A 15344-nucleotide genomic window follows, 5' to 3' on the forward strand; every position below is an offset into this window, starting at 1 on the left:
CATAGTCACAGTTTCGTAATTGGCGAGGGGAGGCGCCGTTGACTTTCGTGGTTTGATGAAAAAAGAAGTGCCGCATCGTCAGGAAGGATGTGCTCTTGGTGCAAAGAAGCGATGTGGTGGTGATCGGCGCGGGCGCTGCGGGGATGATGTGCGCCATTCGCGCCGGCAGGCGTGGCCGCTCGGTGCTTGTCCTCGATCACGCTCGAGCCCCCGGCGAGAAGATTCGCATCTCCGGCGGCGGCCGTTGCAACTTCACCAATATCCACGCAGGCCCGGCGAATTTCCTCTCGGGCAATCCGCATTTCTGCAAGTCGGCGCTCGCCCGGTACACGCCGAGAGACTTCATCGCCCTTGTGGAGCGTCATGGCATCGCCTGGCATGAGAAGACGCTCGGTCAGCTTTTCTGCGACAACAGCGCCAAGGACATCATCCGCATGCTGCTCGATGAGATGAGGGCAGTGGGGGCGGAACTGCGGCTTGGCGTCGAGGTCTCCTCCGTTGCAAGGACGGTCGGAGGCTTTCGGGTGGAAACCTCGGACGGCGTCGTCGAGACCGAAAGCCTTGTCGTGGCGACCGGCGGAAAGTCGATCCCGAAGATGGGGGCGACCGGATTTGCCTATCGCCTGGCCGAGCAGTTCGGCCTGCCGATCAAGGAGACGCGGCCCGCGCTGGTGCCGCTGACCCTCGATCCAGCCCTGCTGCAGCGCCTCGCGCCGCTTTCCGGCATCTCGGTCGAGGCAGAGATCCGCCATGGCAAGACTGCGTTCCGCGAAGCACTGCTTTTCACGCATCGCGGCCTGAGCGGCCCGGCGATCCTGCAGATTTCCTCGTACTGGCGAGAGGGCGACGACATCACGATCATCGTCGAGCCGGACCATGACCTGTTACTGCGTCTGAAGGGGGCCCGCCAGGGCAATGGCCGGCAGTCGCCGCAGACGGTTCTCGCGGAAACGCTGCCCAAGCGGCTCGCGCAGTTCTTCGGCGAAAGCGAACAGATCGACGGAAAGCTCGCCGACCTGGGCGACAAGGCTCTATCGCGCCTCGCGGCCGCCGTGCAGGACTGGCGGATCAGGCCTTCGGGCTCCGAAGGTTATCGCACGGCCGAGGTGACGCTTGGCGGCGTCGACACGGATTGCCTGGATTCGCGGTCCATGGCGGCCAAGACCATTCCCGGCCTCTTTTTCATCGGCGAATGCGTCGATGTGACGGGCTGGCTCGGCGGCTACAATTTCCAATGGGCCTGGGCCTCGGGCGTTGCCGCAGGCGAATTCGTTTAGACGAAAACCGCCATCGGAATATTCAAGACTTCTTAACGACGCTGCGCCATCGTGTCTCAATGATGCTCGAAAAGGCAATCGCTATATAGAGCTTTACCAGCGGCCGCTTTCGCGGCATGCTGTTCTACAAAAGAAGTGAGACAGGGTTATGAACAGAAACACACCGCGTGCCCGTGCTATCGCAATCGCCCAAGCAAGAGACAATGCCAAGCTCGTCATGGCTCGCTGCCTGATGCTGGCAGCAGGCGCCACAGCCGCTTGCATCGCTCTTATCGTCCTTCGCAGTTTCTAATCAGTCTTCGCAGCTTTCCGGCCGCGCACCTCGCGGCCCGCGTGACGTGAACGGGCCCGTTCACTGTCACTTGCCTCGCAACCATGCGACGCAAACGACCGGCCTCTTACGCCGGCATCTCATAGGCAAGCCTTATCCGAAAATTAAGATATACCAGCCAGAATCCGCCTCGGTAAATTCGGGACATTTCCACGCGCATGCTGGAAAACGCAGGCAATGATTGCCACCTGCAACGCACTCAGGCTCCCGTCTGAAAATCCATTGCTTTGAGAAGATGCACTCGGCCGACGCTATGACTGCGCCGGTGGGGGAGTGGTGCACGAGGGGCCAGAGGCACGATGTTGATTGACAAGATTCTATCCCGGTTCAAGATCAAGACGAAGGTCGTCATTTTCGTCCTTCCCTTCGTGGTCAGCATTTCCGCCGTCGGCCTGACCGGGCTCTATGCCTCAGGCATGCTCCAGGGCCGCATGGAGATCTCCAACAGCGTCCTGCAATCGTTGAGCGGCTTCAAAGACCTCTACTCCTCAATGGACGACTTCCTGAGCAACACCAACGAGGAGGCGAGGGACAAGCTTCTCGCCGATCTTTCGACGCAAGAAGGTGTCCTCGGCGCAACGCTCGGCCAGATCGGCGAAGACGCCGCCGGCCGCGAGAGCCTCGCCGAAGCGGCCACCAGAACCAAGGCGATCTCCAACGTCGTCAGCAAGCTCTGGACGCTCCATGAGCAGGAGGTGGCGCTCGAGGGCAAGATCAATGAAGCACAGAAAGTCCTGATCAGCGCCCGTTTCAACGTTTCCTACGAGGCCCAGCAGTTGCAGGAATCCGTCCGCAACGACGAGAACGCGGCAACCAGCATTCTTCGCAGCGCCGATCGCCTGCTGAAGGGCGGCGATTTCCTCGCCAGCGTCGCAAGCGACTTCCTGAAGGCGCCGACGCCGGAGGAGAAGCTCAACTTCATCAAGAAGCAGCTTCCGGAGGTCATCAAGTCGCAGCGTCTCATCGGCATCTCGGTGCCGGACAATCAGAAGAGCGTCGTGGAATCCCTCGCAGCCACCATCAAGGACCTGAAGGCGCTCGCCGAGACGGCGCAGCCCTCGGACCAGACGGTCACCGACCTGAACCGGCTGCTTTCCCGCTTCCGCCAGACCTCGACCTACACCCAGCTGACGGCGACCCAGAAGATGCGCGAGGCGACGCAGATCTTCTCGCAGCTCGATTCACGCGTCGCGCAGGCCAACTCGGTGCTTGAAGATACCCGCCGGCTGGAAAACTCCGTCTATTCGCTGCAGATCGTTCTTTCCGACTTCCTCGCCAAGGCCAGCAAGGAAAACCTGGCAAGGCTGAAGCAGGCGGTCACGACCGTTGGCCAGGACATGACCATCATGGTCACGAGCGCCAAGGGCATGGGCTTCGCCGAAGGCATAACGGATGCGATAAAGCCCGCGATCGATCAGATTGGCTCGAGCAGCGACAAGATCGTCGAGACGATCAACCAGCGCGTAAGCGACTATGCCGCCGCCCGCCAGGAGCTTGACAGCATCTGGAGCAAGCTTACCGACTTCGCCGAGCTTCAGAAACAGACTGCCGGCAGCGAGCGCCAGGAAGCCAACAGCATCTCGGTGCTGACGACCGGCTTTGGTATTCTGCTGTCGATCGTCGGCGGCATTGCGCTTGTGCTCACGCTTCAGCGTCCGATCGGCCAGATCACGGCCGCGATGCGCCGCATCGCCGACGGCTTCCTGGAGACCAGCATTTCCGGCGAGCAACGTATCGACGAAATCGGCGACATGGCCCGCGCGCTCGGCGTCTTCAAGGAAAACGCTCTCTCCAAGATTCGCATCGAGGAGCAGAGCGAGGCGGAACGCGCCGCTGCCGAAGACGAGCGTCAGCGCAACGACGTCGAGAAGCGGGAACTCGACCGACAGATCGACTTTGCCGTCAACCAGCTGGCCGCCGGCTTGGAGCGTCTTGCGCAAGGCGACATCTCGACTGCAATCGAAACGCCGTTCATCGGCCGCCTCGAGCAGCTGCGCCAGGATTTCAACAGCTCGCTCTCGCGCCTGCACGGCACCATCAGCCAGATCCGCGACAACGTCGAACTGATCCAGGGCAACGGCAACCAGATGGCGCAGTCGGCAGAGGACCTGTCGAAGCGAACCGAGCAACAGGCTGCCTCGCTGGAAGAAACGGCTGCTGCTGTCGACGAGATCACCGTCACCGTTCGCTCGTCGGCCGAACGCGCCAAGGACGCCGACACCATCGTTCGCGAAGCCAAGCGAAGCGCCGACGACTCCTCCGTGGTCGTGGGCAATGCAATCGACGCCATGGCCCGCATCGAGACTGCATCGCGCCAGATCGAGCAGATCATCGGCGTCATCGACGAGATCGCTTTCCAGACGAACCTGCTTGCGCTCAACGCCGGTATCGAGGCGGCGCGCGCGGGCGATGCGGGCAAGGGCTTCGCCGTCGTCGCCCAGGAGGTCCGTGAACTGGCACAGCGCTCCGCCGCTGCCGCCCAGGAGATCAAGGGCCTGATAAACAAGTCGACGCAGGAAGTGAACTCCGGCTCGCAGTTCGTACAGGAGACGGGAACTGTCCTGGCGAAGATCAGCTCGCAGATCGTCACGATCAGCCAGCACGTGGAAATGATTGCCCGCGCCAGCCACGACCAGTCGACCGCGCTTCAGGAGGTGAACTCCACGGTCAACCAGATGGACCAGATGACGCAGAAGAACGCGGCCATGGTGGAGGAAACCACTGCCGCGAGCCGCGAACTCGCCGAAGAGGCCGATTCATTGCTGCGCCTGATCCACCAGTTCAAGATCGACAGCGATGCGCACGACTATGCGCTGCACAGAGCAGCCTGATCGCATCAACGCGCCATCCTCGCGATGAAAAATGGCCCCGGTCAAATCGGGGCCATTTCAGTTCGTGAGCGCGTCATCTGCGAAATCACAGGTTGCACGTCTGGAAATCAAACCGGATACTGGAGAAACTTCTAGAAGTGGTGGCTTGCCGGCAAGAGCACAGCCCAATATCCTTGTGCCGTGGGCCTTTGCCACGAGAAGGCGGAGCCGGGAGAAGCCTTCCTTAACTCTTTCCGCATACAATCAAGTGGTTGTATCTAAAAAGGGAAAGATATGCTTCGCCTGTTCTCGACATCCATTGTCCGCCAGATCGTTGCGATTACTCTCGGACTGCTTTTCGTCAGCACGGCAGCAATCGTCGGGGTGACCTATTATAACCTTGGCAACTATGTCATGGAGAGCGCGGTCGGCGAAGCGAGGGACGCGAGCCGAGCCATGGCTGTCCTCTACGCTGTCGGCGACGCGGAGGCGAAGGTCGATATCCGTGACAACGAGCTCCTGGCAATCACCGAGGAAAAGATCCCGGCCCTCGCCGATCATGCGCTTGTCGACCGCACTGCGCAGTCGATTGCCGGTGTCGCAACGGTTTTCGAGAGGCAGGGCAGCGACTATGTCCGCGTCTCGACCAATGTGAAGAAGGAAAACGGAGAGCGCGCGGTCGGCACCAAGCTTGCGGCCGACCATCCGGCCCAGCCCGTTCTGGCAAAAGGCGAGGCCTATTACGGTCCGGCAGCACTCTTCGGCCACCAGTTCATGACCGGCTATTTCCCGATCAAGAGCAGCACGGGTGCCAACACCGGCATCATGTTCATCGGTATCCCGATGGAAGTCTACTTCGAGCGGCTGAACCATCTTCAGGCCCTCGTCCTCGGCGCAGGCGCCGTCGTCATGCTCCTGATCGGCCTTCTTGCCTTCATCGCCATTCGCGCGTCCGTCCGGCCGCTGCAGGCTTTGACGGGAACGATTGACCGGCTTTCCGCGGGCGACCTTTCGAGCGCCGTTCCCTGCGTGGAGAAGAAGAACGAATTCGGCGACATCGCCCGCGCGCTCTCCCTCTTTCGCGACAATGCCCGCGCCAAGCAGGAGATCGAGGCGAACAGCGCCGAACATCGCGCCCAGGCCGACGCAGAACGCGCGCACAACGACGCCGAGAAGCGGGCGCTCGATAATCAGATCGATTTTGCCGTCAGCCAGCTTGCCGCCGGCCTTGGCCGACTGGCGCAGGGCGACGTCTCCGAGACCATTGAAACGCCCTTCGTCGGCCGACTGGAACAGCTCCGCGTCGATTTCAACGGCTCGCTGACGCGACTGCAGGACACGCTTTTCAGCATCCGCGAGAATGCCGAGTCGATCCAGCGCAATGGCAGCCAGATGTTGCAATCGGCCGACGAGCTTTCCAAGCGCACCGAGACCCAGGCGGCAAGCCTCGAGGAAACCGCCGCCGCCGTCGAAGAAATCACCGTCACGGTTCGCTCTTCGGCCGAGCGCGCCCGCGAGGCAAATACTGCCGTGGATGCAACGCGCAGGACGGCGGATAGCTCTGGAACCGTGGTAAACAATGCGATCGGCGCCATGAGCCGCATCGAACAGGCCTCGCAGAAGATCGAGCAGATCATCGAGGTGATTGATGACATCGCCTTCCAGACGAACCTTCTCGCGTTGAACGCCGGCATCGAGGCGGCACGTGCGGGCGATGCAGGCAAGGGCTTCGCAGTCGTTGCGCAGGAGGTGCGCGAGCTGGCGCAGCGTTCTGCCGAAGCGGCGAGAGAGATCAAGGATCTCATCACGAGTTCCAGCCGCGAGGTCGCGGCAGGCTCCCAGCTCGTCAAGGAAACGGGTGCTGTGCTTGCGTCGATCAGCCAGGAGATTGTCGCGGTCAGCAAGCATGTCGAGACCATCGCAATCGCAAGCCGCGATCAGTCCGTTGCCCTGCAGGAGGTGAACAGCTCGGTCAATGCCATGGACCAGATGACCCAGAAGAACGCCTCCATGGTCGAGCAGACGACCCAGGCGAGCCGCAGGCTCTCGGGAGAGGCCGATATGCTGATGTCGCTCGTGCGGCAGTTTCGTCTCGAGGCGGCAGCATCGGCGTCCCGTCAGCGGACTGTGCGTGTCGCCGCCTGAGGATCGCCCTCCAGGCAATCATTGCGAGGAGACCGGGTGGATGCCGCCCGGTCTCCTTTCATTTTGGGGAACGGGGCGGGGGCGATGTCTTTGCCGGCAAGCGGCCGAGCAGCATCTGAGGATCAGGGCATCAGCAGGCGAACGAGCCCGACCTGGCTGTTGACGCCGAGTTTCGAGAAGACGCTCTTGAGCTGCGAGCGGGCGGTTTCGTAGCTGACGTCGCTTGCGAGAGCCACTTCGCGCAACGGCATGCCGGCGACGATGCCGGACGCGATACGCATCTCCGCGCTCGTCAGGCGATAGCGCCGCACAAGTTCGTCCCCTATCCATGCATGCTCGGCGGCGGTGCCGAGCTGCTCGATGATGAGCGCAACCGTCGGTCCGTCGAGGAACTCCGTGATGAAATCCGACTGTAGCCGCACGAAGGTGCATTTCAGCGTGCCGCATGGTCCCTTCACCACCGTGCTGTGCGGCATCGCTGCCTCGGGCGGCATCCGCTGTGTCAGGCTTGCCAGCAGATCGTTCGTCGGCATGCTTTCGAAGACGATACGGTTCGAGGGGTTGACGGTTATCCCGCCGGAGGCAGCGAGGATCCGCTCGGCTACCTTGTTCAGCGAGCGGACCTTCTGGTTTTCGGTAACGTAGACAAGGCCCACATCCACCGCATCGAACAAGGATTGCCCGGCCGCCGCCCGGTCGTGACCCAAGGCTTGATGGCGCCGCACAAACTCGAAAGCCCGCTTCAGATGCGGTGCGAGCGCGGTCAGCCGGTCGGCGCCGATGCGATTGAGCTCGACATCGCGGGAGGCTGTGAGAGTCGACAGATTGAACGAGCGCCCGTGCTCGCGCATGATCGTCACGCCCACGCTGCTTTCGCAGCCGATGCCTTGGACGAAACCATGGTAGAACTCGGTCTTCAGAAGCTGCTTGCGATCGAGCATCTGCTCGGCAACGACGCCGAGGCCGACCGGGCGAACAGCCGCGCGCGGCATCCAGGGATTAATCTTGCTGTAATGGCTGTTGTAGTCTTCGCTGTCTTTCTGGGTGAGCCCTGAAGTAAGGCACACGGCGCCAGCCTTGGCCACCGAATCGTGGAAGAAAAGCGTCGAACGCCCTTCCGGCATCGTCTCGTTGAGTGCATCGAGAAAATGCTGCCACGTCGTCTCGCCAAGGAGGGCACCATAGACGAGATCCGTCAACGGCTCGAGCTGCTTGTCTATCGGGGTAGGCATGGGTCGTCCCATCTGCAGACAACGCTACCATATCCGCCGGGGCTGGAATTTACAATCTCGGGACGCCCTTGCCGCGTCGTGTCAAACAATTCGAGGCCCGAAGTGGCGTTTTCGTATCACTCCGGGCCTGGATAGTCGTTTCAGCTCAACTCGCATCCGGCGGGGAGAGGTTCACGGGCGCATTCGTGACGATGACTGGTATCAGCAGGTCACCCCAGTTGCCGCCGCCGCCGTGATGGCGTGCGGAGCGGACAAGCTCGACCGAAACGCCGACTTCGACCGCCTTCATGACGGACTGGTTGAGACGATGCAGGTCGTTCGCAAGCATCCGGATCGTCGCCTGCTGCTCCGCCGTCATCGCGGATGACTGTTGTTCTGCTCTTTCCTTTACGCGTGCAATGGAAGCCATTGTCCTGTTCCTCCGTTCTGATCTTCATTCCGCAGCCGGCTTGAACTGCGCATGCTCCGTCGATTCCTTCATGGCGGTGGTCGATGAGGCGCCGCCGGTGATGGCGAGGGAAACCGCGTCGAAATAGCCGGTTCCGACTTCCCTTTGGTGCTTGGTGGCCGTGTAGCCGTTGCGCTCGGAGGCGAACTCGGCCTCCTGCAGCTCGGAGTAAGCCGACATCTGCCGGTCCCGATAGCGGCGCGCCAGCTCGAACATGCCGTAATTCAGCTGGTGGAAGCCTGCGAGCGTTATGAACTGGAACTTGTAGCCCATGGCGCCCAGTTCGCGCTGGAACTTCGCGATCGTCGCATCGTCCAGGTTCTTCTTCCAATTAAAGGAAGGCGAGCAGTTGTAAGCGAGCAGCTTGCCGGGATGCGCCCGATGGACGCCTTCGGCGAATCTCCGCGCCTGTTGCAGATCCGGCTTCGATGTCTCGCACCAGATGAGGTCGCAGTAAGGTGCGTACGCAACAGCGCGGGCGATGCAGGGCTCGATACCGTTTCGCACCTGGTAGAAGCCCTCGACCGTTCGGCCTGCTTCATAGTCGACGAAAGGCTGGTCGCGCTCGTCGATGTCAGAGGTCAAGAGCTTCGCGGCCTCCGCGTCTGTACGGGCGACGACGAGCGTCGGCACGCCCATGACATCGGCTGCGAGGCGGGCGGCATTCAGGTTGCGGATATGGGCCGCCGTCGGGATGAGCACCTTGCCGCCGAGATGTCCGCACTTCTTCTCCGAAGCAAGCTGGTCCTCGAAGTGCACGCCTGCCGCACCCGCCTCGATATAGGCCTTCATGATCTCGAAGGCGTTGAGCGGCCCGCCGAAGCCTGCCTCGGCATCCGCGACAATCGGTGCAAACCATGTCTCGACCGAAAGGCCGTTGCCCTCCGCCGTCTCGATCTGGTCGGCGCGCTGGAGCGTGCGGTTGATCCGCTTTGCAAGCTCCGGCCCGGCATTGGCGGGGTAGAGCGACTGGTCGGGATACATCGCCGACGCGGTATTGGCGTCCGCTGCCACCTGCCAACCGGAAAGGTAGATCGCCTTCAGGCCGGCTCGCACCATCTGCATCGCCTGGTTGCCGGAGAGCGCACCCAGCGCATTGACGAAATTCTCTTCGTGTATCAGCTGCCAGAGACGGTTTGCACCCAATTCGGCAAGGGTATGGCGGATTTCCAGCGAGCCGCGCAGGCGCTTTACGTCCGCTGCCGTGTATGGCCGGTCGATGCCGTCGAACCGGCCTCTCGGCGCGGCGGGAACAAGATTGTAAAAATCGGTCATATGCGTCCTCCTCGATCTATCCGGTGCAATTCTGTGCGTCCGAGCTATGACAGAATTTACATTGCGCTGCCGAGAAGGCGAAGAAGATCCTGTAGAAATAGGCAGTTAAAAGGGTTATGATGTCGCGAAATTTACTGCGCGTCTTGTAAATCTGTAAAAGATGTCAAAGTCAGATCGCTTGGGTCTCTGTAAAGGAAATGACAAATGCAGGAACGCAAGATCTTTGCCGGGGCTCGGGTGAGGCGCATTCGCATGGGGTTGGGCCTGACCCAGACTGCAATGGCCGCAGCATTGGAGATCTCGCCCTCCTACCTCAACCTGATCGAGCGCAACCAGCGGCCACTGACGGTGCAGCTACTGCTCAAGCTTTCGGCCGTCTACAAGGTCGATCTCGACGAACTGCAAGCGGAAACGGGTGGGGCGAGCCAACTGCGCGAAGTCTTTGCCGATCCGCTTCTTGCCGGCGAGTTGCCCGGCGAGACAGAGTTGCTGGAGATAGCGGAAGCGGCGCCGAATGCCGCCAATGGCGTCGTCAAGCTCTATCGTGCCTATCGCGAACAGGCTACCAGGCTCGCCGATCTTGCCGAGCTTTTGGCGCGCGAGGGGCGGGCGCCCGCGCTTTCGGGCACGCGGCTGCCGATGGACGAGGTCCGCGAGAAGTTCGAGCACCGTCCGAACTTCTTTGCCTTGATCGAGGACGCGGCCGAAGCCTTCGCCGGGAAGCTCGATGCGGCGGATGAGATGCCCGCGGCGCTGAAGAGCTGGCTGCGCGGCGAGCACGGAATTGCGGTGCGCACCCTGCCGGTGCACGTCATGCCGCATCTTCGCCGCCGCTTCGACCGTCACTCCATGCGGCTCTTTTTGTCCGAGCGACTTTCGCCGGTCGGCCAGTCGCATGAAATCGCAGTCGAGGTTTGCCTGCTTGCTCTTGGTAAGGAGATCACGGCCGAGCTTGACGCCCTTGCCCTGTCGACGCCCGAGGCAAGGCGGATCGCGCGTTTCGAGCTGGCGCGCTATGCCGCCCATGCCTTGACCATGCCCTACGGTCCCTTCCTGCAGGTCGCGCAACGGACGCGGTTCGACGTCGATCTGCTTCGATCCCGGTTCGGCGTCTCATACGAAGCGGCGGCAAATCGCCTGACCATGCTGCAAAGGCCGGGTGCGACGGGTGTGCCCTTCTTCCTCATGGAGATCGATCTCGCGGGCAACAGACTTCGCAAGGCCGGGGCACAAGGCTTCCCGCAGTCGCGCTTCGGCGGCAACTGTCCCAAGCTCAGCATCCACGCGGCGTTCGCCCAGCCCGGTCAGATCCTGGCCGAGCGGGTGGAGATGCCTGATAGCGCAGGCTTCCTCACCATCTCCCGCACGATCGAAGGCCTGCAAGGCGGGTTTGGCGAGAGGGTTCGGCGAACGGCGCTGCTGCTCGGCTGCGACATCTCCGTCGCCGGCGACGTGGTCTACGGCGATACGGCCGGCTCGCGCGTCGAAGTCGGTCCTTCCTGTCGCCTCTGCGGCCGGCAGGGTTGTCTGTCGCGGGCAGAGCCGCCGGTGACGCGACCGCTCGGGCTCGACGAGATGGCCACGGGCCTCAGCGTTTTCGATTTTCAGTGATCGCCGAAAAGTCGATGACGGCGCGGGATTTTGCGCTTGTCGGCACCTCGAATCCTTTCTAATCTCACGAAAAATAAAAAGGGAATGGCATGTCGGGACCGCCAGGTCTCGAATGGAACAGGAGATAAAATGAAATCCACTATCGCTCGTCTTGCAGCCACGGCTCTCGCTGCCGTCTGCATAGCCGCATCCGCCTCGGCGCAGGAGCGCGTCGTAAACGTCTACAATTGGTCCGACTATATCGACGATTCCATCCTGACTGAATTCACCAAGGAAACCGGCATCAAGGTCGTTTACGATACCTTTGATTCCAATGAGACGTTGGAGACCAAGCTCCTGGCGGGTGGCACCGGATATGACGTCGTCGTGCCGACGGCGGACTTCCTGCAGCGCCAGATCCAGGCCGGCGTCTTCCAGAAGCTGGACAAGTCGAAGCTGCCGAACCTTTCCAACATGTGGGACGTGATCCAGCAGCGCACTGCGGAATACGATCCGGGCAATGAATATGCGGTCGACTACATGTGGGGTACCGACGGTATCGGCTACAACGTCGCCAAGGTGAAGGAAATCCTCGGTACTGATGCACGACCCGGCCTGGAAGTCATCTTCGACCCGAAGGTTGCCGAGAAGTTCAAGGATTGTGGCATCTACATGCTCGACGCGCCGAAGGACGTGATCCCGACCGCGCTTCACTATCTCGGGCTCGATCCGAACTCGACGTCGGCGGAGGACTTGCAGAAGGCCCAGGAACTGTTGACGTCCATCCGGCCCTATATCCGCAAGTTCCACTCCTCCGAATACATCAATGCGCTTGCGAACGGTGATATCTGCATCGCCTTCGGCTACTCCGGCGACCTGCTCCAGGCTCGCGATCGGGCGTCGGAAGCCAACAACGGCGTTGAGGTCGACTACTCCATCCCCTCCCAGGGCGCTCAGATGTGGTTCGACATGATGGCGATCCCGGCCGATGCGCCGCATGTGGCGGAGGCGCATGAACTGCTGAACTATCTGATGAAGCCGGAGGTCATCGCCAAGGCGACCGACTATGTGTTCTACGCCAATGGGAACAAGGCCTCGCAGCAGTTCGTCAGCAAGGAGATCCTGGAAGACCCGGCGATCTATCCGACGGAAGACGTGATGCAGAAGCTGTTTACGGTGAAGCCGTGGGATTCGAAGACGCAGCGGCTGGTGACGCGACTTTGGACAAAGGTCGTGACCGGCCAGTAAGACGGTAGAACAGCCCGGACTTCAATGTTCGGGCTTTTCTTTGATGGGGTGCCGGATTTTGGGGAAGAGGCCGGCGCGTATCGCATATCTCGGGGTCAAAGATGAAGTCTCTCGGCAATATCCGGCGTTCCTTCGCTCCTTGGGCGGACCCGGCCTCCAAGCCTTTTATTTCCTTCAGGAATGTCACTAAGAAGTTTGGTGATTTTACCGCAGTCGACGATCTCTCGCTCGACATCTACCACCGCGAGTTCTTCGCGCTGCTTGGCGCGTCGGGCTGCGGCAAGTCGACACTTTTGCGCATGCTGGCCGGCTTCGAACAGCCGACGTCGGGCGAGATCGTGCTCGACGGCGCTGATATGACTGGGATGCCGCCCTACCGGCGCCCGGTCAACATGATGTTCCAGTCCTATGCGCTCTTCCCGCATATGACGGTGGAAAAGAACATCGCCTTCGGCCTCAAGCAGGACGGCATGCCGAAGGACGAGATCGCCGATCGCGTCGGCCAACTGCTGAAGCTCGTCAAGTTGGAGAAGTTCGCCACACGCAGGCCCAACCAGCTGTCAGGTGGCCAGCGCCAGCGCGTCGCACTGGCGCGTTCGCTCGCCAAGCGGCCGAAGGTGCTGCTGCTCGACGAGCCGCTCGGCGCTCTCGACAAGAAGCTGCGCGAGGAGACTCAGTTCGAGCTCATGGACCTGCAGCAGAACCTGGGCCTCACCTTCGTGGTCGTGACCCACGACCAGGAGGAGGCGATGACCATGGCGGATCGCATCGCGGTCATGAGCCACGGCAAGGTCGTGCAGGTAGCGACGCCAGCCGAAATCTACGAGGCGCCCAATTGCCGCTTCGTCGCCGACTTCATCGGCGACGTGAATATCTTTGACGGCAAGGTAAAGGCTGGCGGCAACGGCGTCGTGGAAATCGCGGTGGAAGGCGGTCCGACATTGAGGACTGCAACCTCCGACACGCCGGCTTCCGGGAGCTCCGTCGGCTTCGCGATCCGTCCGGAAAAGATCCGGGTGACGCGCGCAGCGCCGGCAAATGCCTCCGTCAACGCCGCCAGGGGCGAGCTATGGGACATTGCCTATCTCGGCGACATGACGGTTTTCCATGTCAAGCTTGCGGGTGGCAATGTCATCAAGGCATCGTCGTTGAATGCACAGCGCGCCGTGGAGGACCCTTTCACCTATGACCAGGAAGTCTGGGTGTCCTTCGACGAGGATGCCGGCGTATTGTTGAAGGATTGAGGCGATGGCAAAGCTCGCATCCTTCTTCTATAGCCGCCTCGTCATCATCATTCCCTATGCTTGGCTGCTGGCCTTCTTCCTGGCGCCTTTCTTCATCGTCTTCCGCATTTCCATGTCCACGACGGCGATTGCGATGCCGCCCTATGAGCCGGTCTTTGCGCTGGCGGATGGCTGGGGCGGCTTTGTCGAGAAGCTGCAGCAGCTCTCCTTCGATAACTATGCCTGGCTCCTCGACGACCCGCTCTATTTCAATGCCTATGTCTCGAGTGTCGTTATTGCGGCGATTTCCACGTTTCTGACCCTGCTGATCGGGTATCCGATCGCCTACGGCATGGCGCAGGCGCCACGCACCATCCGGCCGACGCTGTTGATGCTGGTGATCCTGCCGTTCTGGACGAGCTTCCTGATCCGCGTCTACTCGTGGATTGCCATCCTGAAGCCGGAGGGGCTCCTCAACCAGTTGCTCCTGTCGCTCGGTATCATCGACACGCCGCTCGTCATCCTGAACACCAACATCGCGGTCTATATCGGCATCGTGTATTCCTACCTGCCATTCATGGTGCTGCCCCTCTATTCCTCGTTGGAGAAAATGGACGGCACGTTGATCGAGGCGGCACAGGATCTCGGTTGCCCTCCGGTCACCGCCTTCTGGAAGGTCACGTTCCCGCTTTCGATCCCGGGAGTTATCGCCGGCTGCATGCTCGTCTTCATTCCCGCCGTCGGTGAGTTCGTCATACCGGACCTGCTTGGTGGCTCGCAGACGCTGATGATCGGCAGGACGTTGTGGAACGAGTTCAATGCCAACCGCGACTGGCCGGTTTCCTCGGCGGTGGCGACCATCCTGCTTCTCATTCTGGTGATCCCGATCGTCTTCTTCCAGAACGTGCAGGCCAAAGCCGACGAGCAGGGGAGATAGGCCATGTTGAGATGGACGCGCTTCAATGTTGTTTCCGTGGCGCTCGGCTTTGCCTTCCTTTATCTGCCGATCGTGCTGCTGGTGGTCTTCTCGTTCAATGAATCGAGGCTGGTGACCGTCTGGGCGGGTTTCTCGACCAAATGGTATGTGGAGCTTCTCAACAATCAGGCCCTCCTCGACGCGGGCTGGGTGACGCTCCGTGTCGGCGTGATCTCCGCGACGCTTGCGACCGTGCTCGGGACGCTCGCGGCCCTGACACTGGTGCGCTACACTCGTTTCCGTGGCCGCGTGCTGTTTTCGGGCATGGTCTATGCACCGCTTGTGATGCCTGAGGTCATAACCGGGCTGTCTCTGCTGCTGCTCTTCGTTGCGATCGGCTTCGATCGCGGCTTCTGGACGATCACTCTCGCGCATACCACGCTGACGATGTGCTTCGTCGCGGTCGTCGTGCAGTCCAGACTGCTGAGCTTCGATCACTCGATCGAGGAGGCGGCAATGGACCTCGGCGCGCCGCCAATCCGCACCTTCTTCGAGATCACGCTGCCGATCATCGCACCGGCTGTGCTTTCCGGCTGGATACTGGCGTTCACGCTCTCGCTCGACGATCTCGTGATCGCAAGCTTCACCTCGGGACCGGGGGCGACGACGCTGCCGATGAAGATCTACAGTCAGGTCCGCCTTGGCGTCACGCCCGAGATCAACGCGGTCTGCACCATCCTGATTGCGATCGTGGCGGTCGGCGTAGTCTGTGCCTCTGTTATCACCAAGCGGCGCGAGGTCCAGCGCGAGAGGGACGAGCGTGCAGCCGAGGCCGCACCTTGAATGAGT

The 15344-nt window shown here is 61.2% G+C and carries 11 protein-coding genes; 8 read left to right on the plus strand and 3 right to left on the minus strand.

The features are described from left to right. Window positions 1-143 precede the first annotated feature (143 nt). From EV286_RS01025 to EV286_RS01035, 3 genes are all read left to right on the plus strand, one after another. On the plus strand, window positions 144-1277 hold the full coding sequence (locus EV286_RS01025; protein WP_245500597.1) for an NAD(P)/FAD-dependent oxidoreductase: 1134 nt from the start codon (window positions 144-146) through the stop codon (window positions 1275-1277). A 630-nt stretch (window positions 1278-1907) separates the two neighbouring features. Further along, window positions 1908-4439 carry a HAMP domain-containing methyl-accepting chemotaxis protein gene (locus EV286_RS01030; protein WP_132955142.1) on the plus strand — a complete coding sequence of 844 codons (2532 nt, stop codon included), beginning with the start codon at window positions 1908-1910 and terminating at the stop codon, window positions 4437-4439. Window positions 4440-4712: 273 nt separating this feature from the next. After that, window positions 4713-6563 carry a methyl-accepting chemotaxis protein gene (locus EV286_RS01035; protein ID WP_132955143.1) on the plus strand — a complete coding sequence of 617 codons (1851 nt, stop codon included), beginning with the start codon at window positions 4713-4715 and terminating at the stop codon, window positions 6561-6563. A gap of 122 nt (window positions 6564-6685) precedes the next feature. Here the strand turns inward: EV286_RS01035 and EV286_RS01040 are convergent, their stop codons facing one another. The 3 genes from EV286_RS01040 to aceA form a co-directional block, all read right to left on the minus strand. Continuing rightward, window positions 6686-7795 carry a helix-turn-helix transcriptional regulator gene (locus EV286_RS01040; RefSeq protein WP_132955144.1) on the minus strand — a complete coding sequence of 370 codons (1110 nt, stop codon included), beginning with the start codon at window positions 7793-7795 and terminating at the stop codon, window positions 6686-6688. A 145-nt stretch (window positions 7796-7940) separates the two neighbouring features. Next, window positions 7941-8204, minus strand: coding sequence for a hypothetical protein (locus EV286_RS01045; RefSeq protein WP_132955145.1), 264 nt, complete (start codon window positions 8202-8204; stop codon window positions 7941-7943). A 24-nt stretch (window positions 8205-8228) separates the two neighbouring features. After that, complete coding sequence (gene aceA, locus EV286_RS01050; RefSeq protein ID WP_132955146.1) at window positions 8229-9518, minus strand: isocitrate lyase; 1290 nt, start codon at window positions 9516-9518, stop codon at window positions 8229-8231. Window positions 9519-9722: 204 nt separating this feature from the next. On the opposite strand from aceA, the gene EV286_RS01055 reads away from it, so the two are divergent. From EV286_RS01055 to EV286_RS01075, 5 genes are all read left to right on the plus strand, one after another. Then, on the plus strand, window positions 9723-11129 hold the full coding sequence (locus EV286_RS01055; RefSeq protein ID WP_132955147.1) for a helix-turn-helix transcriptional regulator: 1407 nt from the start codon (window positions 9723-9725) through the stop codon (window positions 11127-11129). Between the two features lie 129 nt (window positions 11130-11258). Next, window positions 11259-12356, plus strand: coding sequence for a polyamine ABC transporter substrate-binding protein (locus tag EV286_RS01060; protein ID WP_132955148.1), 1098 nt, complete (start codon window positions 11259-11261; stop codon window positions 12354-12356). Window positions 12357-12457: 101 nt separating this feature from the next. Continuing rightward, window positions 12458-13600 (plus strand): ABC transporter ATP-binding protein, encoded by a 1143-nt coding sequence (locus EV286_RS01065; RefSeq protein ID WP_132955149.1) that lies wholly within the window; start codon window positions 12458-12460, stop codon window positions 13598-13600. Window positions 13601-13604: 4 nt separating this feature from the next. Further along, window positions 13605-14516, plus strand: coding sequence for an ABC transporter permease subunit (locus tag EV286_RS01070; protein WP_132955150.1), 912 nt, complete (start codon window positions 13605-13607; stop codon window positions 14514-14516). Window positions 14517-14519: 3 nt separating this feature from the next. Then, window positions 14520-15338, plus strand: coding sequence for an ABC transporter permease subunit (locus tag EV286_RS01075; protein WP_132955151.1), 819 nt, complete (start codon window positions 14520-14522; stop codon window positions 15336-15338). Window positions 15339-15344: the final 6 nt, after the last annotated feature.

This window comes from Rhizobium sp. BK251, assembly GCF_004345245.1.
Classification (GTDB): domain Bacteria; phylum Pseudomonadota; class Alphaproteobacteria; order Rhizobiales; family Rhizobiaceae; genus Rhizobium.

Bases quoted from the DNA above. Each gene is read 5' to 3' on its own strand.
- EV286_RS01065 (WP_132955149.1), top strand. From the start codon at position 12,458: ATGAAGTCTCTCGGCAATATCCGGCGTTCCTTCGCTCCTTGGGCGGAC.
- aceA (WP_132955146.1), bottom strand. From the start codon at position 9,518: ATGACCGATTTTTACAATCTTGTTCCCGCCGCGCCGAGAGGCCGGTTC.
- EV286_RS01070 (WP_132955150.1), top strand. From the start codon at position 13,605: ATGGCAAAGCTCGCATCCTTCTTCTATAGCCGCCTCGTCATCATCATT.
- EV286_RS01055 (WP_132955147.1), top strand. From the start codon at position 9,723: ATGCAGGAACGCAAGATCTTTGCCGGGGCTCGGGTGAGGCGCATTCGC.
- EV286_RS01040 (WP_132955144.1), bottom strand. From the start codon at position 7,795: ATGCCTACCCCGATAGACAAGCAGCTCGAGCCGTTGACGGATCTCGTC.
- EV286_RS01030 (WP_132955142.1), top strand. From the start codon at position 1,908: ATGTTGATTGACAAGATTCTATCCCGGTTCAAGATCAAGACGAAGGTC.
- EV286_RS01075 (WP_132955151.1), top strand. From the start codon at position 14,520: ATGTTGAGATGGACGCGCTTCAATGTTGTTTCCGTGGCGCTCGGCTTT.
- EV286_RS01025 (WP_245500597.1), top strand. From the start codon at position 144: ATGATGTGCGCCATTCGCGCCGGCAGGCGTGGCCGCTCGGTGCTTGTC.
- EV286_RS01035 (WP_132955143.1), top strand. From the start codon at position 4,713: ATGCTTCGCCTGTTCTCGACATCCATTGTCCGCCAGATCGTTGCGATT.
- EV286_RS01045 (WP_132955145.1), bottom strand. From the start codon at position 8,204: ATGGCTTCCATTGCACGCGTAAAGGAAAGAGCAGAACAACAGTCATCC.
- EV286_RS01060 (WP_132955148.1), top strand. From the start codon at position 11,259: ATGAAATCCACTATCGCTCGTCTTGCAGCCACGGCTCTCGCTGCCGTC.